Below are 21,141 nucleotides of genomic sequence, written 5' to 3'. Positions count from 1 at the left end.
AAGGAAGACTCATGAAAACCCTGTTCTGTTTACTGATCGCCACCGGCGTCGGCGGCGCCTTGCAATACGCGGGCATTCCCCATGGCCTGTTGCTGGGGTCGATTCTGGCAACGGCATTGATCGCCAGTCGTCTGCACTTCTCCCCTACCCTGCGTTTCGGCCTCGGCTACGTGCAAATCGTACTGGGGATCGCGACCGGCCTGATGTTTACCGCGTGGGACAGCCACACGGTCGCTGCCATGCTCCCCAGCCTCGGTTTGATGCTGTTTTGCCTGATGGTGCAAAGCTCGGTGGCCGGCCTGGCGCTGCTGAAAATCGCCGGATGGAACCGCAAGGATTCGCTGCTGGCGGTCTACCCCGGCGCACTTGCTGCGATATTCGACTTGCTCGAATCCGAACGCGCGTCCAGCAAAGTGATCGTCGTGCATCTGGTGCGTCTGCTCGCCATCACCCTCCTCGTCAGCTTCTGTATTCCCGGGCAGACCAACGTAGCTGTGACCGAAACCGGCCTGCTGGACATGGGCATGGCACTGCCCCTGCTGTCGCTGATCGCCTTGTGCCTGTTGCTCGGTCGCTTGCTGCTGAACGTCGGCGTGCCGGCGCCGTTCATGCTCACGGCCATCGTGCTCACGGGCGTCTACCTCAAGTTCGGCTACTTGCAGGGCTTTCACATGCCGTCATGGAGTGTCGACTTTGCGACCGTGCTGCTCGGCGCGCTGATTGGCTCGAAATTCAAGGACATTTCGTTCGGCGAACTCCTGCATCACGGCCGCGCCGCGGTGATGTCGGTCGGCCTGATGCTGCTGATCGCCGCCGCATTTGCCGGTGTGGCCGGGCAGTTTTTGGCCAGCAATCCCTTGTCGCTATGGCTGGCCTACATGCCGGGCGCCATCGAGACCATCGCCCTCGTCGCCTTCAGCGGCGGGCTGAATGTCGTGTTCATCCTCACCCATCACCTGGTGCGCATGGTGGTGCTGCACTTTGCGCCGGCACTGATGGTGCAGGTGCGGCGCTGGCGGGAGGATGTTTGACCGACAGTCGCGTTTCAGAGCAAAGGATTAAGTCGGAGAGATGGTGGCCAGTGCGCCAATCAGAATGGTCAACACCAGAAAACCACCGAGGAAAATTGCCATCTTGCCCATTGGAGCCTCCAACATTGTGAATTCGCGGTAGGCCGTCATTGTGAGCCTGCAACTGAGTGCATTACAGAGGCAGATGGACCAGGAAAATACGGATCAGATACCCGAAACGAAAAAGCCCCGCCCCACTGATGTGGGACGGGGCTTTCTACTGCATGGACCGCCGTTTTACAGGTCAGTGATTTCCTTGTGGCGTGGCACCAGCGCCTTCATCACGCTCCAGGCCACCAGATAGGCCAGCGAGCAGATCGCGAACATGATCATGTAGCCGGTGTGAATGTCGTTGATCGATTTGTAGTAGTCGAACACGTAACCACCGATCTTCGTCATCACCACACCGCCCAGACCACCCGCCATGCCACCAATACCAACCACCGACGCAATGGTTTTTTGCGGGAACATGTCAGACACGGTCGTGAAGATATTGCACGACCACGCCTGGTGCGCCGACGCGCCTACACCAATCAACAACACCGGCACCCAGAAACTGATGTAGCCCAATGGCTGCGCCAACAACACCACCAACGGGAACAACGCGATCACCAGCATGGCTTTCATACGACCGTCATACGGCTTGTCGCCGCGCGCCATGAAGTAGCTCGGGAACCAGCCGCCGCCGATACTGCCGATCATCGTCATGCTGTACAACACGGCGAGTGGTGCAACGATGGCCGCGCCCTTCATCTCGTATTGCGCCGACAGATAGGTTGGCAGCCAGAACAGGAAGAACCACCACACGCCGTCCGTCATGAACTTGCCGAAGGCAAACGCCCAGGTCTGGCGATAGGTCAGCAGTTTGAACCACGATACTTTTTTGGCAGCGACACCCGACACTTGCGGGGTGACCACTTGCACCGGTTCATCGGCACGAATGTAGGCCAGCTCCTCGGCCGACAGACGTTTTTGCTGCTCCGGCTTCTCGTAGAGCGCGATCCAGACAGCGACCCAGACGAAGCCCAACAGACCAATCACGATGAACGCTGCTTCCCAGCCCCAAATGCCGGCAATCAGTGGCACGCAGATCGGCGCCAGGATCGCGCCGACGTTGGCGCCGGAGTTGAAGATGCCTGTGGCGAACGAGCGTTCCTTCTTCGGGAAGTATTCGGCAGTGGCCTTGATCGCAATCGGGAAGTTACCCGCCTCACCAATCGCCAGAACGGCACGCGACAACATGAAGCCGGCAATGGACACCGGAATAACTGCCAGCCCGAGCGCACTGCTCAGGAAGCCAATGCCTTCACCCATCGGCACCGCAAAGGCGTGCATCACCGCACCGGTGGACCAGATGCCAATCGCAAACATGTACGCTTTCTTGGTGCCTATCTTGTCGACGAAGCGGCCGGCGAACAACATGGAAATCGCATACACAAACTGGAAAACCGAGGCGATGTTGGCGTAGTCGGTGTTACTCCAGCCAAATTGCGTCGACAGCTGCGGCGCTAAAAGACTGAGTACCTGGCGGTCCAGATAGTTGACGGTCGTGGCAAAAAACAACAGTGCACAGATCGTCCAGCGGTATTTTCCGACCGCCTGGCCGACGCGTTGCGCATTGATGGGCTCGTTCAGATTCATGGCATCACTTTATTATTGGATTATGGTGATGATCTCTCGGTTTCAAGCGAGATCAATTGTGTCGTAGAGCATCGCCAAAACGCGAGGAATCCGCGTCAAGGCTGGGCAGGTTCAGCCGTGTCTTGCGAACAACAAACTGCTGTTGGACGAGTGCTAGTAGCGCTTTGACGGGACTATGGACTGCGACGAAGCTGATCGCGCGGGCACGCAAGCAGACAACATCGGGCCAGAGGGAGCGACGCTGGGGGAAATGAGTACGCAAGATGGATTCATGATGGGGCCGACACTCTTTTTATTTTTAGGCTTCAACAGTCGATGTCTCGTCTGTCGTCGTACAACTGTGCCTTTTATAGCGAGATCAGCACTGCACTGTCAATCTGAAAAAATCACCGTTGGTCTAGAGAACCTCCTCCGTTTAAAAGCAAAATCATCGCTAAACGCTCTCGTTATAGGCTCATTGGCTTTACGGATTGTCGGGCGATATCTGTTCCGCGCAGGTACCTGGACAGACTTCCCGTGTTGTACGACGACACACGTATTCAAGGCGCTTTAAGTCAGAGAGGGCTGATCGTCAAGGGTCAGTTCGACACTGTCGCGGTACTCGGGCACGGACACTGACCACCCCAGTTCCAGACTGATGCGTCGGCGCAATACATCCGCGGCGTTGGGCTCGCCATGTACCACATAAGTATGCTTCGGCGGTCGTTTGAACCCGCGCAACCACTGGATGATTTCATCAGCGTCGGCGTGCGCGGACAAGGTTTCCATGGGCACCACCTCCGCCCGGATGGGCACGTCTTTTCCGTGGATGCGCACCGACGGCGCACCGGCGACGATCTGCGCACCGCGAGTGCCTCCTGCCTGGAAGCCCGGGACCAACAGGGTATTCAGCGGATTCGGCGCCAACGCTTTGAGGTGGTGCAGCACCCGCCCTCCTGTCGCCATGCCGCTGGCGGCGATAATCACCGCCGGGGTGCGCTGCTGATCCAAATTAATAGAGTCACGCGTCGACCGCACAAAATGTGTGCCCAGGCACATGCCTTCGCAGTCCTCCAGCGACAGCCGATGCTCACTGCGAAAGCGCTGGTACAAGCGCGTGACATCTGTCGCCATAGGGCTGTTGAGGTAGATCGGCAGGTCTGGAATGGCATGCGTCTGTTTCAGCCGATACAAGTAATACATCAGCAATTGAGCACGCCCCACAGCAAACGATGGCACCAGCGTGATGCCATAACGCATGGCCGTGCGATTGATGACCTCGGCCAGTTTTTTCTCCGGAGGCTCGTCAGGGTGCAGACGGTCACCGTAGGTTGACTCAATGAGCAAGAAATCAGCTTGTTCGATGGTTTCCGGCGCGAACATCAGCGGGTCGTTCGGCCGCCCCAAATCCCCGGAAAACACCAGCGTTACGCCATCGGCCACCACTTCGACAGTGGCGGCGCCCAGTATGTGCCCGGCGCCGCGCAACTGAATGCTCATGCCGGGCACAATGTTCACCGGGTGATGCAACTCCAGGGGTCGCAACAGTTTCAGCGCCCGTTCAGCGTCTTGTTCGGTGTAAAGCGGTAGCGCCGGTGCGTGTTTGGAGTAGCCATGCCGATTGGCAAATTCGGCTTCCTCTTCCTGTAAGCGACCACTGTCTCGCAGCAGGATTTTCACCAGCTCACAGGTCGCCGCCGTGGCATAAACCGGCCCGCGATAACCGTTGCGCACCAGCACCGGCAAGTAGCCGCTGTGATCAAGATGAGCATGAGTCAGCACAATGGCGTCGAGATCGCGGACCGGCAGCTGAAAAGGGTCCCAGTTATGCAATCGCAGTTGCTTGTAGCCCTGAAACAGGCCGCAATCGATCAGCACATGCTGGTCCCTGTGTTCCAACAGGTATTTGCTGCCTGTGACCGTGCCTGCCGCACCGAGAAATGTCATTCGCATGGCCGTCTCCTTGATCATCCTTGGGGGCGCGATGGCTTGACGATCATCAAGCTGCACGGCGCCTTGTTCAGCACACTCTCGACGGTACCGCCGATGAACCGGTCGATCCCGTGATGATAGGCGGTACCCAGCACCACCAAGTCAAAAGCCTGTTGTCGAGCAAACTTCACGATCACCTTGTGAGGGATGCCCTTCAGCAGATGTCGGCGTTTCTTGTCGATGCAATAACGTTCGGCAAGCGCATCAAAGGCCTCTTGCTGAGCATCATTGATCGCATCGCTCAAACTGTTATCCAGGCTCAGTGTCGGCACGCTTCTCTCGGTCTCCCCCACCACCGACCAGTTGCTGACGTTGAGTACGTGCAAGTCGGCGCCACAGGAGGCCGCCACTGTCGAGGCCAGATCGAGAATCCGGTCATTAAGCCCGTGGCTCAGCTCTTCGAGATGGGACAAATCGACTGCCGCAAGAATGCTCATCGGCTTGGAATTTTTTGCGTCGCTGACCAGATGCAAGGTCGCCGGACAGTCGCGCAGCAACAGCCAGTCAAGAGGCCGGTGGAACGCGCGGTCGAGTACCGGCACATGCGTGGCGTCCTTGATGACCAGGTCCGCATGGAAGTCATTGACGTATTCCACTATGTGCGCGGGGGTGGACCTGGACCAGACGACTTCGGTGGTGACCTGCATGCCGATGCATTGATGAAACCGGGCTTGCTGCTCCAGCCAGTGTCGGTGCACCTGCAGGTAGCCCTCCCGCGCCTGAGCCATTGCATCGTGATCAAACAACCCGGCCACCGCCAACACCTGCACATAATCGAATGCGACGATGTGCAACAGCGCCCCCGTGGCACAGGCCAGCGCATGCGCGCGGTCAAACGCTGGGGTGCGGACCATTTCGCATGGGGCAATCAACAGGATACGTTTAAGTTTGAGCATCATAGACCTCGTCCCGCGAGCGCTTTTACCTGACTGACGGCCAGCCCGCCGTCCAGCCTGAGGCTTCCTGCCATGGCTGATTATTTAAGTTTCGCTTTATCGGTTATTCGATTGGCGCGCTGGTTGGCCTCATCGGCAGCCCGTTGTGCTTGCTCCGCTTTGTTGTACGCCTCATCGGCCCGCAGGCGAGCGGTCGCGGCGTTGTTTTCAGCGGCCTCCAATCGCGCGTCAATTTCCTGAGCGTGCCGATGACTGCAACCGGCGGTCGTTGCCAACAAGATACTCAGTAGTACAAAGGACAAGCGCTTGCTCATGACTTTTCCCCTCGGTTTATCGCAGCGGTGTACTTCACCTGGATTGCCAAAGTATCGGACGCCAGCGCTTGCGCACTCTGATTTTTGTCAACTTATAGCTCGCTGACCGTAAGTGAGAGGCTCACTGAAGCCTTGTTGATTTAACTCAATGTTTTTATGCCGCCGGGGCGTAGAAAAAGTGAACCGGGTCCAGGCGGCTTAAAGGCCGCACCTGAAACAGAGGGCGCTGTCATGAGCAACTTGAGTTGGCGTAAAACCTTCCTGGAAGCACTTGAGTTCAAGCCTGAAATCAACGCCGCCAATAGGGAAGTTGCCCTCCGGGCGACTCAAGGCTGGCGGCCCTGCCCCTGTCTTCTTGCTGAGTGAACGTCATGAAAAAAACACACCAGTGGAACCTCTCCTACTTCCTGATCGCGTTTGTCGTGTTCACCCTCACTCAGTTACTGTTTGTCGATCGTCACGTTGTGCAGAACATTCCCTACAGCCAGTTCCTGCAATTGCTCAAGGAGCAAAAGGTCAGCGACTTAAAGGTCGAAGCAGGTCAGATCAGCGGCAAACTGCAAGAGCCTATCGAAGGGCACACCCTGTTCTCGACGGAACGGGTCGATCCGGCGCTGGCGGCGGAGCTTGCCCGTTCGGGTGCCAGCTTTGCCGGAGTCAACGAAAATACCTTTCTGAGCGGCCTGCTGGGCTGGCTGCTGCCGTTCGCCCTCATCATGGTGGTCTGGCATTTCCTGTTTCGCTCAATGGCGGAAAAACAAGGAATGGGAGGGTTGATGAGCATCGGAAAGTCTCGGGCCAAGGTGTTCGTCCAGCGCGATACCGGAGTGACCTTCGCCGATGTGGCGGGTATCGATGAAGCCAAGACCGAACTGGTGGAAATCGTTTCTTTTCTCAAGGACAAGGCCAAATACGCACGCTTGGGGGCGCACATCCCCAAAGGCACCCTGTTGGTCGGTCCGCCGGGAACCGGCAAGACCCTGGTCGCCAAAGCCATCGCCGGGGAAGCCGGTGTGCCGTTTTTCTCGATCTCGGGGTCGGAGTTCGTCGAAATGTTCGTCGGGGTGGGAGCCGCACGGGTGCACGACCTGTTTGAACAAGCGCGGGAGGCGGCGCCCTGCATTATCTTCATCGACGAACTGGATGCGCTGGGCAAAATGCGTGGCGTTGGTGCATTTGGCGGCAACGACGAAAAAGAGCAAACCCTCAACCAATTACTGGCGGAACTGGACGGATTCGATCCTCGTGAGGGCGTTGTATTGCTGGCCGCGACCAATCGGCCAGAGATCCTCGACCCGGCGCTGCTGCGAGCCGGCCGGATCGACCGTCAGGTGCTGATTGATCGCCCGGACCGAAAAGGCCGGCAAGCGATCCTCAAGGTCCACCTGCAAAAGATCACCACAGAGCCGGGCCTGGATGGCGAACGTATTGCCGACATCACCACGGGCTTCACGGGCGCGGACCTGGCCAACCTGGTCAACGAAGCGGCCATCGTCGCCACTCGCCGTGGCGCCGAGACGGTCAGCCTGGACGATTTCACTGCCGCGGTGGAACGTATCATCGCGGGGGTTGAACGCAAGAGCAGCCTGCTACGCCCCGAGGAGCGCCAGGTGGTGGCGTATCACGAGATGGGGCATGCCCTGGCTGCCAGTAGCCTGCCGGCCATGGACCCCGTTCACAAAGTATCAATTGTGCCTCGCGCCATCGGTTCCCTGGGCTATACGTTGCAACGACCGACCGAAGATCACTTCCTCATCAGTTGCCAGATGCTCAAGGACCGGATTGTCGTCCTGATGGCCGGGCGCGCCGCCGAATACCTTGCTTATGGCCAGATTTCTACCGGGGCGGCCGATGACCTGGCCCGTGCCACTGATATCGCCCGGCAATTGATCACCCGGTTTGGCATGAGCGACGAACTTGGGCAGTCGGTGCTGGAGCGGCAAAGCGCGACGTATCTGGGCGAACGTATGGGCGGCGGCGAGCGAGACTATTCAGAACAGACCGCCAGGGAAGTTGACCTGGGTATTCGGGCCCTGCTCGATGAAGCTTATGGACGGGCGAAAGCCTTACTCCAGAGTCGGCGGGCTGATCTGGATGCCGGTGCACACCTGCTGCTGGAAAAAGAAACCCTGACGCCGCAGGAATATCCACCACTTATGCCGATCAAACCCACCCAGGCCCCGACACAACCGAACGTGGCACCTGCCTGAGGAACGTCCCTTGTCGCCCCCCTTTGGCGCAGTCCTTCACACCTACGCTGCCACCGGAGGTTTGCCATGCTGGCCGTTACCTTGATCAATACACTGGTGGTCATTGTTGTCGTGGTGATTCATTACGAATGCCTGCTACGCCTGAACGATTGGCTGCCCCGGCTCAAGCTTTGGAGCCGTTTCAGGATTGTCGTCGGGGTGTTCGGCGCCCTGCTGGCCCATGCACTGGAAGTCTGGTGCTTCGCGCTGGTCTATTACCTGATGGTGCGTTCCGGCGAATGGGGCAGCCTGACAGGCAATTTTGATGGTTCGCTGCTGGACTGCGTCTATTTTTCCTTCACGACCTATACGACGATCGGATTCGGCGATATTTCACCCGTGGGCAATCTCAAATACCTGACCGGCCTGCAAGCCTTGACCGGCCTGGTACTCATCACCTGGACGGCCTCGTTTCTGTTTCTTGAAATGCAGAAATACTGGAAGCGCAAATAGCAAACGCCGACCTCGGGCGCTCTGTCACGCCCACCTGTCAGTCGGGTCTGACCGCCCCGCCCTCTTCAGACCGCCAAGACGCTGCAAGGCACCTGATACAAAATATGCTCGGTTGTGCTGCCCAGAAGCTTATCCATTCCATGGGACTGGACTTTGCCCATCACAATCACATCCACTTGATGATCGTAGGCAAACTCGCTCAATGCTTTGACGGGGTTTCCTAAAATGAAATGTCGACGATCAGAGGCCACACCATACCGACCGGCCAATTTGAGGAATGATTTCTCCAGGTCACTGCGCAGCGCTTTGGTCAGGTCAGCCAGCGTCAGCCCTTCCATGTCTGCCAGGAAGGCGGCGGAAATATCGCAGGCGTACAGCAAATGCAACTCGGCATCACACTGGATGGCGAGGCCGCTTGCTTGCTGGATGATCCGGTCATTGAGCTCGTCGTCGGGAGACTCGGTGTCCGACACCTCGACCGCCGCCACAACCCTGCGTGGCAAGACAAAGCCGCTCCCGCCCACCAGATAAACCGGTACCGGGCAGTGACGCAGCAGATGCCAGTCCAGAGGCGTGAAAAAAGCACGCTTGAGCACCGATTCATGCAGAACCTCCTTGATCAGCAGGTCGGGCTGCATGTCCGAGACGTGATCGAGAATGTCTTGCGGCAAGTCATCCGCCCATGCCACCTCGGTGGTCACATTAATCCCCCGGTCACGCAGGTTTCTTGCCTGCTCCTCCAGCCAGTCGTGATGGTCCTGCAGATACCGCTCCCGAGCCATTTTCCGGTCGCCTTCCTCGAGCAGTGACAACATCTTCCACAGAGGAATCAAGGCGGCAATATGCAAATTCGCATGACTGGCCTTGGCCAGCGCTGCGGCATGATGGATTGCCTGGGAATGGCGCAGGGCCGGGTTGATGATCAGTAACAACCGTTGATACTGGCTCATGATCTGCCTCCAGTCAGGTGGGGGGTTGAACGTCGCTTGCTGCCTGCTGCCCAGGCTCGCGGTGGCGTTTCGCTGGATCAGGCGCCAGCGTGACTTTAGAGTCCTCCTGCGGCGCCTGCGTGACCTTGATTTAGATCAGCTCCCCCCACCTCAGCCATCGGCCACAGGCGTCCACTGCCAGTTCAGCACCTCGGGCATGTCTTGCCCGTGCTCGATGAGGTAGAGCTTGTGCCTTTCCATCGTCGACCAGTATCGCGACCGCGCGTTTTGCAGTTGATCATGCAGACGGGGAACTCGCTCGATGACGTCCAGCGCCAGTTGATAACGGTCCAGGTTATTGATCACGGCCATGTCGAACGGCGTCGTGGTCGCGCCCTCCTCCTTGAAGCCACGGACGTGGAAATTGTCATGATTAGTGCGTTTGTACAGCAGGCGGTGGATCAGCGCCGGGTAGCCGTGGAAAGCGAAAATCACCGGTTTATCGACCGTGAACAGCTCATCAAACGCCGTGTCCGGTAAACCATGGGGATGCTGGAAGGAAGGCTGCAACACCATCAGGTCGACCACATTGATCACCCTGACGCGCAAATCCGGAACGTACTCGCGCAACAAGGTGACTGCCGCCAGGGTTTCCAGGGTCGGCACGTCACCGGCGCAGGCCATCACCACGTCCGGGTCCTGATCATCCCGGCATGCCCAGTCCCAACGGCCAATCCCCGTCTGGCAATGTCGGATGGCCGCATCAATATCCAGCCACTGCCACTCCGGTTGTTTGCCGGCGACGATGACGTTGATGTAATTGCGGCTTTTCAGGCAGTGGTCAGCCACCGACAACAGGCAATTGGCATCGGGCGGCAGGTAGATCCGCACCACGTCTGACTTTTTATTCGCCACCAGATCGATGAACCCCGGATCCTGGTGGGAGAAGCCGTTATGGTCCTGACGCCAGACATGGGACGTCAGCAAATAATTGAGCGAAGCAATGGGTTTGCGCCACGGCACTTCGGCAGCGGTTTTCAGCCATTTGGCATGCTGATTGACCATCGAATCGACGATATGGATGAACGCCTCGTAACAGGACAGTAAACCATGGCGACCTGTCAGCAAATAGCCTTCCAGCCAGCCCTCGCACACCTGCTCGCTCAGGATTTCCATAACCCGGCCATCGACCGACAGGTTCACATCGTCTGGCTCCAGCGGCGCCATCCAGGCTTTGGCGCTGACCTCGTAGACCGCATCCAGTCGGTTCGAGGCCGTTTCATCCGGGCCGAACAAACGAAAGTTTTTCGTCAGCAGGTTGTTTTTCATCACATCGCGCAAAAACGTGCCCAGTACCCGCGTGGCCTCCGCGCGCCGGCTGCCAGGCACCTCGAGTTTCACCGCGTAGTCGGTGAATGGCGGCAGGTCCAGTGCCCGCAGCAGCAAGCCACCGTTGGCATGAGGATTGGCACTCATGCGCCGGTGGCCGGTGGGCGCCAGTGCAGCGATTTCGGGCAGCAAGGCGCCATTGGCATCAAACAGTTCATGCGGGCGGTAGCTGTTGAGCCATTCCTCCAGTTGCCGCAGATGAGTCGGCTGCTGTAAATCGGCCAGAGGTACCTGATGCGCACGCCAGGTGCCTTCGACGTGAAGGCCATCGACGAATGTCGGGCCGGTCCAGCCTTTGGGGGTGCGCAACACCAACATGGGCCAAAGCGGCCGTTCTGGCGCTCCGGGCTGCCGAGTCTGGCGCGCCTCGCGCTGGATCTCGCGGATTTTCAGCACCATCGTATCCAGTGTCCGGGCCAGGGCCTGATGCACCTGCGCCGGATCATCGCCCTCAACGAAATAAGGATCGTAGCCATAGCCATACATCAGCGCTGACAGTTCATCTTCACTGATTCTGGACAGCACCGTGGGGTTGGCGATTTTGTAGCCATTGAGGTGCAGGATCGGCAACACCGCCCCGTCACGTGCGGGGTTGAGGAACTTGTTGGAGTGCCAGCTGGCCGCCAGCGTACCGGTTTCGGCTTCGCCGTCTCCGATCACGCAAGCAACGATCAGTTCAGGGTTGTCGAAGGCGGCGCCGTAAGCGTGGGCCAGGCAATAACCCAGTTCGCCACCTTCATGGATCGAGCCCGGGATCTGCGCCGACACATGGCTGGAGATCCCGTACGGCCAGGAAAACTGCCGAAACAGACGAACCAGACCGTTGGTATTGCGCTCCACCGATGGACGGAATTCGGTGTAGGTCCCCTCCAGATAGGTCTGCGCAACAACCGCAGGCCCACCATGTCCGGGACCTGCAACAAAAAGCATGCTCAGGTCGTACTGGTTGATCAGGCGGTTAAGGTGGGTGTAGATCAGGTTAAGCCCCGGTGTTGTCCCCCAATGGCCCAGCAACCGGGGTTTGATGTGTGCCAGAGTCAGGGGCACCTTGAGCAAGGGGTTATCTTTGAGGTAGATCTGCCCGACAGCCAGGTAATTGGAAGCCCGCCAGTAGGCGTCCAGCCCTTCCAGTTGCTCATCATTCAGAAAATTACTCATGAAGTTCCCCGCCCATCGTCGGACCTGCCGATTGTCATGGGTCGATTCTGGGTGCCTGAAACACTCAGGACTTGATTTACATCAAGTTTCAAAGCGGCGGCGCCAATGCAAGGTGCCGGAGGGCCCCTGTATCTCGGCTCCCAATCCCCGCGAGGCATTCCCCACTCGTCGAATACCCCTCCATATCCCGCAATGAAATGCGTGTGCGGGGCAGCACCACCTATGCTTAATGCACCCCACCCAGATGGCGTCGTTCCCCATGCCTGAAACCCGTCCACTTCAAATTCATCACCTCAAGGCAGCGTGTTCCAACTGCAGTGTGCTGGAGCTGTGTCTGCCCATCGGTTTGAGCGGCCCGGAAGTCGAACGCCTGGATACGCTGATCGTGCAACGTTTCAAGGTAAAAAAGGGGACAGCGTTGTACCGCACGGGAGATCCCCTGCTTTCGCTTTACGCGGTCCGAATCGGTTCATTCAAGACCAGCATGCTGTCAGTGGATGGGCGTGAACAGGTCACTGGCTTTCACATTCCGGGCGAGATGCTTGGTCTGGATGCCATCAGTGGCGACGAACACGCCTGTAATGCGTTTGCCCTCGAGGACAGCGAAGTGTGCCCCATCCACTTTGCGCAATTAGAGAAACTCGCTCAAAACCTGCCGTCGCTGCAACACAACCTCAACAGGCTGCTGAGCCGTGAAATCGTGCGTGATCACTCCATGCTGATGTTGATGGGCAACATGAACTCGGATGAGCGGCTGGCAGCCTTTTTACTGAACCTGTCGCAACGCTTCAGTATCCGTGGCTATTCATCCAGGGACTTCGTTCTGAAAATGCGCCGCGAAGAAATCGGCTCCTACCTGGGGTTGCGCCTGGAAACCATCTGCCGGGGCATTGCTCACCTTCGGGATCAGAGCCTGGTGGAAATCACGGGCCGAGAGGTAAAGATCCTCGACATGGAAGGGCTCAAGCAACTCGTCGCCGGTTGTCACCGTCCCCAACGCTGACACTTGCACGTCTGGAGAAACATCATGCGTGCCATGGTGCTACAGGTTGCCGGCGAGCCGTTGCAACGGGAAGACCGCCCCATCCCGATACCCGCCGCACACCAACTGTTAATCAAAGTCCTGGCTTGCGGTGTCTGCCGCACCGATCTGCATCTGGTCGACGGGGAATTACCGCAAGCAATACTGCCGCGGGTGCCGGGTCATGAAATCGTCGGTGAAGTCACTGCAGTGGGCGCTGACGTCACGTCCGACTGGATCGGCAAGCGAGTGGGCGTACCGTGGCTTGGCTGGACGTGTGGTCAGTGTGCGTTCTGCACCTCAGGCCAGGAAAATCTTTGCGATAAGGCGCAATTCACCGGATGTCATCTGGACGGTGGTTACGCCGAATACACCGTCGCCGACAGGCGTTTCTGCTTCCCGATTCCCGACAGTCTCTCAGACATTCAAGCGGCACCGCTGCTGTGTGCCGGGCTGATCGGCTTTCGGGCGTTACAGATGGCCAAAGGAGCGCGTCACTTGGGCCTTTATGGTTTCGGGGCGGCAGCGCATCTGGCAATCCAGGTGGCGCGAGGCCGGGGGCAGAAGGTGTATGCCTTCACTCGACCGGATGACCACGAAGGCCAGGCTTATGCCCGATCCTTGGGGGCCGAGTGGGCGGGGGCATCGGATCAACCACCGCCGCACTTGCTCGATGCCAGCCTGATTTTTGCGCCTGTCGGTGCGCTGGTGCCGCTGGCCCTGGCCACGACCATCAAGGGCGGATGCGTGATATGCGCCGGTATTCACATGAGCGACATCCCGGCGTTCCCCTATCGTCTGCTGTGGGGCGAACGCAGCATTCGCTCAGTAGCCAACCTGACCCGCGAAGACGGCACGGCATTTTTTCAGGAGCTGCAACACACGTCCGTGCATTGCGACGTCACCCGCTTTGCCCTGGACGATGCCAACCAGGCCCTGGAATGCTTGCGGGCCGGTCAGTTCAATGGCGCCATCGTGCTCACACCTTGACGCCCTGCCGGACCGCCAGAATGCTGCCCGGCACCGAATACAGCGCCCGTTCGGTATTACTGCCGATCAAGCGGTCAATCCCCACCCGGTGCACAGTGCCCATCACCACCACATCCGCCAGGTATTGCTCGACAAACTCACTGATAACCGGCACCGGCAGGCCCATGACGAAATGCCGCCGCTCAGGCGGTACGCCGTAGCGATCCGCCAGGGTGACAAACGCCAGGTGCAAGGATTCACGCAGTTCCTCGATGTAGTCCACACCCCAGCCCCCCCCGGACAGTGGTGCATCACCATTGAAGGCGGGCGACAAATCGTAGGCATATAACAGGTGCAACGGGGCATCGCATTGCAGGGCCAGGGCATTGGCCGTCTGGATGATGGTGTCGTTCAGTCCGCTGATTTGAGTCGAGGGATCAAACGGGTCCACAGCGGCCACGACCCGGTGCGGCAAGCTGTAACGAACCTGATTGACCAGGTGCACGGGAACCGGGCATTCGCGAAGCAGGTGACAATCGAGTGGAGTAATGAACACTCGCTTGAGGACCGGTTCCAGGATGACATCCTTGATCAACAGGTCGGGCTTGAGTTCTTCAACCGTTTTCAAGATATCCAGCAATGGATGGGTCGTGAAAATCACTTCCACCGTGACATCCAGCCCTTGGCCACCCAGTTGCTCCACCTCATCTGCCACCCAGCGACGATAGCGGCGCAAGTAGCGCTGATACCCGGCGTCGTCCGTTTTCTCTTCCCACAAATGCACAATCGGCGCCGGCTCGACAAAGGCCCGCACATCCAGCGCCGCCCCGCTCACCTTGGCCAGCGCGACGGCGCGCAGCAAGGCGGGAGATTGATGCAAGGTTTGGTCGGCAATCAGTAGCAAACGATGAAATTGACCCATCACACACCTCCGCTCGACTCCGGTCGTTAAGCGCCGGTTGCTCCAAGACTGCGCTCGCCCCCCTCCCTGCCGTTGATTTACATCAAACACACGTCAATCAGCGCCCCACATTACGGGCATCTGATCCAGATCAGGTTTGAACGCTGCCAACGGCGTAGAAAGGAAGGAGCCGTGCGGTTCGTCACCGTGCGCACACTGTACAAACCGGATGGAGGATCTCCCCATGCTTACCGTCAAAGACCACAACGAACGGGCTGCAGCGGCTTACGCCGCGGTCCTCGGGCAATACTGGATCGAAGCGCTCAAGGACGGCCGGCATGTATTGATCCGGCCGCTGGCAGAAAAAGACCGCGACCGTGAATACGCCTTTATCAAGCGACTGTCGCCCGAATCCCGGCACATGCGTTTTCTCGCACAGATCAACGAGCCTGGCACTGCGATGCTCGATCAGTTGATGGACACCGATAACAAAAAGCGCGTCGCTTACATCGCGCTGGTTCACGAAAACGGCCAATTGATCGAGATCGGTGTCAGCCGTTACGCCGCCACCGATGAGCATGAATGTGAATGCGCCGTGACGGTCGCCGACGACTGGAAGCACCTGGGGCTGGGGACGTTGCTGATGGAGCATCTGATCAAGACGGCTCGCAAAAACGGCTTTCGCCAGATGTATTCGGTGGACTCCGCCAGCAATACATCGATGCGCGACCTGGCCCGGACACTGGGCTTCGATACCCACAATGATCCCGATGACACCCGCCAGGTCATTCACCGCCTCTACTTGTAAACAAGCGCCCCTCGATGTGCAGGCCAACGGCACATCGTGGGGCACTTTGGCACTCAGGATTGCAACGCCCTGCCGGGTTTTATCGCCAGCACACTGCAAGGTGCCCGGTGCAAGAGCTGTTCGGCGGTAGTCCCCAGTAATTTGTTCAACCCATAATGCTGCACCGTCCCCATGACAATAATGTCCGTGTGATGCTCGGCGGCAAAATCACAAATACTCGTCAGCGGTGCCCCCTCGATGAAATGCCGATCCTGCGGTGGCACGCCATGTCGCTCGGCGATGGCTGCAAACGCTTCGTGCTGCGCCGCCCCCAGGGCTTCATAGATCCCCGTGGCCATGGGCAGTGCGCCAAAGCCGATGTCCTGGGCATAGATCGCCGTCCAGTCATACACATGCACCAGATCAAGCCGGGCATCACACAGGGCGGCAAGCTTGGCGGCTGCGTCAATGATCTGGTCATTGAATACATGGTCCTGGTCTTCACTGCGCAAGACATCGATGATCGCCAACACATTGCGGGGGCGTGGATGGACGGCATTGGTCACCAGATGCACCGGTGCCGGACAATCACGCAGAAGCTGCCAATCCAGTGGCGTGAAAAACACGCGCTTCAATGCCGATTCTTCCTGGGCATCCTTGATAATCAGCGCCAGTGGCATCTCGTTGACGTAGTGCAAAACCTCCTCATATGGATGCTGCACCCACACCACCTCACTGGTGACCTCCACGCCCTGTTGGCTCATCGACGCGGCTTGCTCTGCGAGCCATTGCCGATGGCTTTGCAGATAACCATCACGGGCGAGACTCATTTGCTCAGAGGCAAACAGACCGGCCACCGCCAGGGCTTGCAAATAATCGAACGCGACGATGTGCAACGGCAATTGCATGGCCAGTGCCAACGCGGCGGCACGGTCGAAAGCCGGTGTACGGGTCATGGCTGGGGGGGCAATTAACAGTAAACGCTGAGTCTGCGACATGGGGCACCTCGGCACACGGCCATCAGGATAGAGATAACAGGCCTCCAGATTGAGCGTTCGTGGCGCAGGCGACTTGATCTTGATCAACCGCCCCCCTCTCCCTTCGGCCTAACCTGAATTAGGGCGTAAAGCATCAATGGCGGTATCGGAGGGGGCAATGATCGAATATGACCAGCAGTTGTTGGTAAGAGCATTGGACGCTGCGACAAACCCGGTATTGATCACCGAGCGCACAGGCTGCATCGTCTGGATCAATAAGGCGTTCTGCCTCTTGAGTGGCTATTCAAAGCCCGAACTGGTCGGAAAAACCCCGCACCTGCTTTCTTCGGGACGACAAAGCACAACCTTTTATCGGGACCTGTGGCTGACGATCCTGGCGGGGCTGACCTGGCAGGGAGAGATGGTCGAGCGACGCAAGGACGGAGGTCATTGCACTGTCAATCAGGTCATCACCCCAGTGATTGATGATAAGGGGGTGGTGACGCACTTCATCGCCATTTTGCACAACTTCAAAGTGAGGGATGAGGAGCGCGCGAATATGCAGCAACTGGCGTTTTACGACACCTTGACCGGGTTGCCTAACCGCAGATTGTTCCTGAATCTGCTTGAACAGGCGATGGATCACGCCACGACATTCCAACAGTCACTGGCACTGATGTTTATCGATCTGGATCGCTTCAAGTCCATCAACGACACGCTGGGACACGGCTGTGGCGACAAGCTGCTGGTAGCGGTTGCCGAACGCCTGGGCCGGTCCGTGCGCAGGTCCGATGTCGTCTCCCGCTTGAGCGGCGACGAGTTTGCGATTCTGATCACGGGTGTGGATCAACGGGACCAGATCGAGGCCTTGGCCAATAATTTGATTGCCGCGATTGATCAGCCCTTCATGATCGATAACCATCATATAGAAACGCGCATTAGCGTCGGCATCAGCCTGTTTCCCGCTGATGGTGTCAGCGCCGAGGCATTGCTTGAGCGAGCCGACAACGCGATGTACCACGCCAAAAAAACCGGCGGCAATGCCTGTCGCTTTAGTGGCGTGGCCCCGTCCTCGGACGGGTGAACAGCGCCAGGACTAATCAATAGTCGCAGCCAAATGGCTACCCCGTGCCTGTCGGTCGAATACCTGTCGGCCAGCGGTAATGGGCCAGGTATGCGGCGCGTTGATCCGTGCCTTGAGTTGGCCAACGAATGCCTGCGCCTCCTCTTGGCCGTTGAAGTTCACTTCCAGGTTATCCAGCTGCACGACCCAACGATGGGTCGTCCGTTTTTCTGTAATCGCAATGATCATAAACACCTCCCGTCGACTGACCCAAGACTGCGCCGAGGTGGCAGGACAGAAATTGATAATGGTCAATACTTTGTGAAAGGCCGCCTGCGATTGACCGCCCGGCAGGCGCTGAAACCGGTCAACCGTCTCTTTGACAAAGATCAAGCCCAACCCCCACCGCGAGCGGCAGGATAAGGACCAAGCCTCACGGCCAAAACGCACGGTTGACATCGAGCGCAAGGGTTTCTGCGATGACCTACGGGAGATTTGTCATGTCTGAGCAATCACGTTACATGCTGGTCGTCTCACCACTGATGGAAAACAGCCCCGCTTTCGAAAGGGCCGCAGCGCTGGCCAAGGCTGCGGGGGCCGCCCTGCATATCGTGGCGTTCGACTACCTGGAGGGACTGGCGACCGCCGGTCTGGTCAACGAACAAGCGCTGGAGCAGATGCGCCTGGGCTATGTCGAGCGTCATCGCCAATGGCTCGAAGACCAGGCCCGGCCCTTGCGCAAAATCGGCGTGCACGTCACCACGGAGGTAGTCTGGGTAGAAAAACCTCTGCAAGAAATCCTCATTCACCTTAAAGAACAGCCGATGGCGGTCCTGATCAAGGCGCTGGAGCATGAATCGCTGCTGTCACGCCTGATGTTCACGCCACTGGATATCCATCTGCTGCGTGAATGCCCGGTGCCGCTGCACTTTGTCAGCAATGTGCAGCACGCGCTGCCGCGAAGAGTCCTCGTCGCGGTCGACCCGTTCCATCGTGACGGTCAATACGCGGGTTTCAACGACAGGATTCTGCGCGAAGCCTCGAAACTGGCGAGCATCTGTAACGCTGAGCTCGATGTGATCTACGCCCACGACCTTTCCTCCATCAGCGCTAACGAATTCGGCTTTGATAATGCGTCGGCGTTTTTCTCTTCAGGCAAAGCCAAGTCGCTGTTCGATGCCCAAGGCGAGACCTTCCGCGATCTGGCCGAGCGCAATGGCATCCCGCCGGAGCGTCAGCACATGATCATGGGTGACCCGGCCAAAGTCCTTTCCAGCTATGCCGATGCGTATAGCGTCGACGTCATCGTGATGGGCCGGGTCGGTCACCGTGGCATTGAGCGATTGGTCGGCAGTACGGTGGAACACCTGCTGTACAAAATGCCGTGTAGCGTGTGGGTCGTCTCGCCAGAGGCGCTGGAGGACTGAGCCAGGGGTTGTTGCAGCGTTTCAGGCTGGCGCCGCTTGACGCCCAAGCGGTGCTGATCTTGAATCTTGTTTGCTGCCCTTTCCTCCCGACACGCCTGATACTGCCAGCAGTCTGCAGCCAACCCCGCCGTCGGGCTTCGTCAACCGGCACCTGCTTGCCGGGAAAAAGGATGTGCCATGACTAATCTGGTGATTTGCTGCGACGGCACCTGGAACACCCCCGACCAACTCGATCAGGGCGTGCCCGCCCCCACCAACGTGGTGCGGCTGTACAACGCGGTCGCTGACAACGCCAAGGGCGCGGCCCAAACCACCTACTATCACCCCGGTGTCGGCACCAATGGCAGTTGGTGGGATAAAGCCGTCGGCGGCGGCACTGGTGCCGGCCTTGATGAAAACATCATGAGCGCCTACCAGAAGCTCTGTTACTGCTACCAGCCCGGCGACAACATCTTCCTGTTCGGCTTCAGCCGCGGCGCCTACACGGTGCGCAGCCTTGCCGGGTTCATTGGCCGTTGCGGGCTGTTGCAAATCGTCGGGTTACCACCCGCCGAGGTCTGGACGCGCATCCAGACCCTGCTCACCTACGGCTACCGGCGCAAAACCGAGGAGCGCCAAGACTGGGACGCTCAAGGCTGGCAGTTCCACAACACGCCGAACGCATCGATTCCGATTCATTTTATCGGGGTCTGGGACACCGTCGGTGCGCTGGGCATCCCCGACGACATGGCACTGCTCAACTTGCTCGACAATCGCGAACGCTACACCTTCCACGACACCACGCTGCACCCCTCGGTCAAGTACGCCCGCCACGCGTTGGCGATGGACGAACGCCGCGCCTCGTTCCAGCCGACGCTGTGGAGCCAGCCGCCGACGGGCACCGACCTCCAGCAAATCTGGTTCCCCGGCGTGCATTCAGACGTCGGCGGTGGCTACCAGAACTGCGGCCTGGCCAATGGCGCACTGAAGTGGATGATTGATGAGGCGAGCGCGGCCGGCCTGAGTTTTGATCCGAATATTGTCAAGCAGATCAAACCAGACCTCTACGACACCCTGCACGACTCCTGTGATGGCGTGTTCACCGCGCTGCCAACTCAACCGCGCAGCGTAGCCGACATGACCACACAACAGGCGCTGTTCCACAAATCGGCACTGGATCGGCAGAAAATCCCCCCCATTACCCAATCGCCCTACCGCAAAGCGCGCTTACTGGCACCGCCTACCCCGCTGGTACTGGACATCTCCGCCCGCCAGCCATGGAACGAAACCGGCCTGTGGCTCAACGCTGGCACCACCTACACCTTCAGCGCCAGCGGTGAATGGCTGGACGCCTCGATCGTTTGCGACCCGGACGGGCCCGTGAGCAAGCATTTTCAACCCAGCGAACTGGCCTACGTGGCCGGCGCTGCATTGGGCAAACTGGAAACCTGGTACAGCAAGCTGTTCAACAACAGCGACGCAAACTTTTACTTCACCCGCCGCCACGAGAATTACCCGTGGTTCAGTCTCATCGGCGCAATCGCCAACAGCGATGGCGTCGACGCCAAAGGTGTCCTGCTGAAACCGGAAACGTTCCTCATCGGCCACGGCCGCACGTACACACCGAAGCGCTCGGGGTATTTCTATGCCTATGCCAACGACGCGTGGAATTGCTATGGGAATAACAAGGGGCATGTGGCGCTGACGATTCTGTAGCACATGTCTGATGACCGATTAATTGCGATGGAGCCCTCTGGCCCGTGCAGTTTCAGCGCCAGCACGCATGTCCCGCGCTGGGGGTGAAGGTTGCTTTTCAGCAGCAATAAAATGGGATTGCTGTGGACTGGATAGCTGACTGACCTTTTACACAAAACCACTGAAATGCATAAAGCCCCGCCCCCTCAGAGGGGACGGGGCTTCTTACTGCACACCCTGCTGAAAACCTGT

At 58.5% G+C, this 21,141-nt stretch carries 18 protein-coding genes; 9 read left to right on the top strand and 9 right to left on the bottom strand.

The features are described from left to right. The first annotated feature begins 11 nt into the window (after nucleotides 1-11). Complete coding sequence (locus J2X66_RS20095) at nucleotides 12-1,031, top strand: AbrB family transcriptional regulator (protein ID WP_310267499.1); 1,020 nt, start codon at nucleotides 12-14, stop codon at nucleotides 1,029-1,031. Between the two features lie 276 nt (nucleotides 1,032-1,307). On the opposite strand, the gene J2X66_RS20090 is transcribed toward J2X66_RS20095, so the two are convergent. From J2X66_RS20090 to J2X66_RS20075, 4 genes are all read right to left on the bottom strand, one after another. Continuing rightward, nucleotides 1,308-2,711 (bottom strand): MFS transporter, encoded by a 1,404-nt coding sequence (locus J2X66_RS20090; RefSeq protein ID WP_310267497.1) that lies wholly within the window; start codon nucleotides 2,709-2,711, stop codon nucleotides 1,308-1,310. A 549-nt stretch (nucleotides 2,712-3,260) separates the two neighbouring features. Continuing rightward, the gene (locus tag J2X66_RS20085) at nucleotides 3,261-4,643 is read right to left on the bottom strand and encodes an MBL fold metallo-hydrolase (protein WP_310267495.1); all 1,383 of its coding nucleotides are present in this window, start codon (nucleotides 4,641-4,643) and stop codon (nucleotides 3,261-3,263) included. Between the two features lie 14 nt (nucleotides 4,644-4,657). Then, nucleotides 4,658-5,578, bottom strand: coding sequence for a universal stress protein (locus tag J2X66_RS20080; protein ID WP_310267493.1), 921 nt, complete (start codon nucleotides 5,576-5,578; stop codon nucleotides 4,658-4,660). Between the two features lie 80 nt (nucleotides 5,579-5,658). After that, nucleotides 5,659-5,892 (bottom strand): Lpp/OprI family alanine-zipper lipoprotein, encoded by a 234-nt coding sequence (locus tag J2X66_RS20075; RefSeq protein WP_027923599.1) that lies wholly within the window; start codon nucleotides 5,890-5,892, stop codon nucleotides 5,659-5,661. Between the two features lie 371 nt (nucleotides 5,893-6,263). Between J2X66_RS20075 and ftsH the strand changes: the two genes are divergently transcribed. Together ftsH and J2X66_RS20065 are read left to right on the top strand one after the other, a co-directional pair. Next, nucleotides 6,264-8,102 carry an ATP-dependent zinc metalloprotease FtsH gene (ftsH, locus tag J2X66_RS20070; protein WP_310267491.1) on the top strand — a complete coding sequence of 613 codons (1,839 nt, stop codon included), beginning with the start codon at nucleotides 6,264-6,266 and terminating at the stop codon, nucleotides 8,100-8,102. Nucleotides 8,103-8,168: 66 nt separating this feature from the next. Next, nucleotides 8,169-8,594 (top strand): potassium channel family protein, encoded by a 426-nt coding sequence (locus tag J2X66_RS20065; RefSeq protein WP_310267488.1) that lies wholly within the window; start codon nucleotides 8,169-8,171, stop codon nucleotides 8,592-8,594. A 65-nt stretch (nucleotides 8,595-8,659) separates the two neighbouring features. Here J2X66_RS20065 and J2X66_RS20060 read toward each other — a convergent pair whose 3' ends face one another. Together J2X66_RS20060 and J2X66_RS20055 are read right to left on the bottom strand one after the other, a co-directional pair. Then, the gene (locus J2X66_RS20060; protein ID WP_310267487.1) at nucleotides 8,660-9,544 is read right to left on the bottom strand and encodes a universal stress protein; all 885 of its coding nucleotides are present in this window, start codon (nucleotides 9,542-9,544) and stop codon (nucleotides 8,660-8,662) included. 150 nt (nucleotides 9,545-9,694) lie between these two features. After that, nucleotides 9,695-12,070 carry a phosphoketolase family protein gene (locus J2X66_RS20055; protein ID WP_310267485.1) on the bottom strand — a complete coding sequence of 792 codons (2,376 nt, stop codon included), beginning with the start codon at nucleotides 12,068-12,070 and terminating at the stop codon, nucleotides 9,695-9,697. Between the two features lie 259 nt (nucleotides 12,071-12,329). Between J2X66_RS20055 and fnr the strand changes: the two genes are divergently transcribed. Both fnr and J2X66_RS20045 read left to right on the top strand, forming a co-directional pair. Beyond that, the gene (gene fnr / locus J2X66_RS20050; RefSeq protein WP_310267483.1) at nucleotides 12,330-13,073 is read left to right on the top strand and encodes a fumarate/nitrate reduction transcriptional regulator Fnr; all 744 of its coding nucleotides are present in this window, start codon (nucleotides 12,330-12,332) and stop codon (nucleotides 13,071-13,073) included. Between the two features lie 24 nt (nucleotides 13,074-13,097). Next, nucleotides 13,098-14,081: a zinc-dependent alcohol dehydrogenase family protein gene (locus J2X66_RS20045; RefSeq protein WP_310267481.1), complete on the top strand. Its 984-nt coding sequence runs from the start codon at nucleotides 13,098-13,100 to the stop codon at nucleotides 14,079-14,081. Here J2X66_RS20045 and J2X66_RS20040 read toward each other — a convergent pair. Further along, the gene (locus J2X66_RS20040; protein ID WP_310267479.1) at nucleotides 14,071-14,982 is read right to left on the bottom strand and encodes a universal stress protein; all 912 of its coding nucleotides are present in this window, start codon (nucleotides 14,980-14,982) and stop codon (nucleotides 14,071-14,073) included. The two genes, J2X66_RS20045 and J2X66_RS20040, sit on opposite strands and share 11 nt — an antisense overlap. Nucleotides 14,983-15,205: 223 nt before the next feature. Here J2X66_RS20040 and J2X66_RS20035 point away from each other — a divergent pair, with 223 nt between their 5' ends. Then, complete coding sequence (locus J2X66_RS20035; protein WP_310267477.1) at nucleotides 15,206-15,769, top strand: GNAT family N-acetyltransferase; 564 nt, start codon at nucleotides 15,206-15,208, stop codon at nucleotides 15,767-15,769. Between the two features lie 53 nt (nucleotides 15,770-15,822). Here J2X66_RS20035 and J2X66_RS20030 read toward each other — a convergent pair whose 3' ends face one another. After that, nucleotides 15,823-16,746 (bottom strand): universal stress protein, encoded by a 924-nt coding sequence (locus J2X66_RS20030; protein ID WP_310267475.1) that lies wholly within the window; start codon nucleotides 16,744-16,746, stop codon nucleotides 15,823-15,825. Between the two features lie 157 nt (nucleotides 16,747-16,903). Between J2X66_RS20030 and J2X66_RS20025 the strand changes: the two genes are divergently transcribed. Next, on the top strand, nucleotides 16,904-17,809 hold the full coding sequence (locus J2X66_RS20025; RefSeq protein WP_310267473.1) for a diguanylate cyclase domain-containing protein: 906 nt from the start codon (nucleotides 16,904-16,906) through the stop codon (nucleotides 17,807-17,809). 12 nt (nucleotides 17,810-17,821) lie between these two features. Here the strand turns inward: J2X66_RS20025 and J2X66_RS20020 are convergent, their stop codons facing one another. Then, nucleotides 17,822-18,181 (bottom strand): hypothetical protein, encoded by a 360-nt coding sequence (locus J2X66_RS20020; RefSeq protein ID WP_310267471.1) that lies wholly within the window; start codon nucleotides 18,179-18,181, stop codon nucleotides 17,822-17,824. A gap of 107 nt (nucleotides 18,182-18,288) precedes the next feature. Between J2X66_RS20020 and J2X66_RS20015 the strand changes: the two genes are divergently transcribed. Further along, complete coding sequence (locus J2X66_RS20015) at nucleotides 18,289-19,215, top strand: universal stress protein (protein ID WP_310267469.1); 927 nt, start codon at nucleotides 18,289-18,291, stop codon at nucleotides 19,213-19,215. Between the two features lie 177 nt (nucleotides 19,216-19,392). Then, entirely contained in the window at nucleotides 19,393-20,910 is a 1,518-nt protein-coding gene (locus tag J2X66_RS20010) for a DUF2235 domain-containing protein (protein WP_310267467.1), read from the top strand. Nucleotides 20,911-21,141: the final 231 nt, after the last annotated feature.

This window comes from Pseudomonas sp. 3296, from assembly GCF_031456615.1.
In the GTDB taxonomy this organism is placed as follows: Bacteria; Pseudomonadota; Gammaproteobacteria; order Pseudomonadales; family Pseudomonadaceae; genus Aquipseudomonas; species Aquipseudomonas mucoides.
This window is presented reverse-complemented; position numbering and strand designations above follow the sequence as displayed.

Excerpts from the sequence above, each read along its gene's own strand:
- J2X66_RS20045 (WP_310267481.1), top strand. The coding sequence starts at position 13,098 with ATGCGTGCCATGGTGCTACAGGTTGCCGGCGAGCCGTTGCAACGGGAA.
- J2X66_RS20095 (WP_310267499.1), top strand. The coding sequence starts at position 12 with ATGAAAACCCTGTTCTGTTTACTGATCGCCACCGGCGTCGGCGGCGCC.
- J2X66_RS20010 (WP_310267467.1), top strand. The coding sequence starts at position 19,393 with ATGACTAATCTGGTGATTTGCTGCGACGGCACCTGGAACACCCCCGAC.
- J2X66_RS20035 (WP_310267477.1), top strand. The coding sequence starts at position 15,206 with ATGCTTACCGTCAAAGACCACAACGAACGGGCTGCAGCGGCTTACGCC.
- J2X66_RS20075 (WP_027923599.1), bottom strand. The coding sequence starts at position 5,892 with ATGAGCAAGCGCTTGTCCTTTGTACTACTGAGTATCTTGTTGGCAACG.
- J2X66_RS20030 (WP_310267475.1), bottom strand. The coding sequence starts at position 16,746 with ATGTCGCAGACTCAGCGTTTACTGTTAATTGCCCCCCCAGCCATGACC.
- J2X66_RS20025 (WP_310267473.1), top strand. The coding sequence starts at position 16,904 with ATGATCGAATATGACCAGCAGTTGTTGGTAAGAGCATTGGACGCTGCG.
- fnr (WP_310267483.1), top strand. The coding sequence starts at position 12,330 with ATGCCTGAAACCCGTCCACTTCAAATTCATCACCTCAAGGCAGCGTGT.
- J2X66_RS20080 (WP_310267493.1), bottom strand. The coding sequence starts at position 5,578 with ATGCTCAAACTTAAACGTATCCTGTTGATTGCCCCATGCGAAATGGTC.
- ftsH (WP_310267491.1), top strand. The coding sequence starts at position 6,264 with ATGAAAAAAACACACCAGTGGAACCTCTCCTACTTCCTGATCGCGTTT.
- J2X66_RS20085 (WP_310267495.1), bottom strand. The coding sequence starts at position 4,643 with ATGCGAATGACATTTCTCGGTGCGGCAGGCACGGTCACAGGCAGCAAA.
- J2X66_RS20055 (WP_310267485.1), bottom strand. The coding sequence starts at position 12,070 with ATGAGTAATTTTCTGAATGATGAGCAACTGGAAGGGCTGGACGCCTAC.
- J2X66_RS20015 (WP_310267469.1), top strand. The coding sequence starts at position 18,289 with ATGTCTGAGCAATCACGTTACATGCTGGTCGTCTCACCACTGATGGAA.
- J2X66_RS20090 (WP_310267497.1), bottom strand. The coding sequence starts at position 2,711 with ATGAATCTGAACGAGCCCATCAATGCGCAACGCGTCGGCCAGGCGGTC.
- J2X66_RS20040 (WP_310267479.1), bottom strand. The coding sequence starts at position 14,982 with ATGGGTCAATTTCATCGTTTGCTACTGATTGCCGACCAAACCTTGCAT.
- J2X66_RS20060 (WP_310267487.1), bottom strand. The coding sequence starts at position 9,544 with ATGAGCCAGTATCAACGGTTGTTACTGATCATCAACCCGGCCCTGCGC.
- J2X66_RS20065 (WP_310267488.1), top strand. The coding sequence starts at position 8,169 with ATGCTGGCCGTTACCTTGATCAATACACTGGTGGTCATTGTTGTCGTG.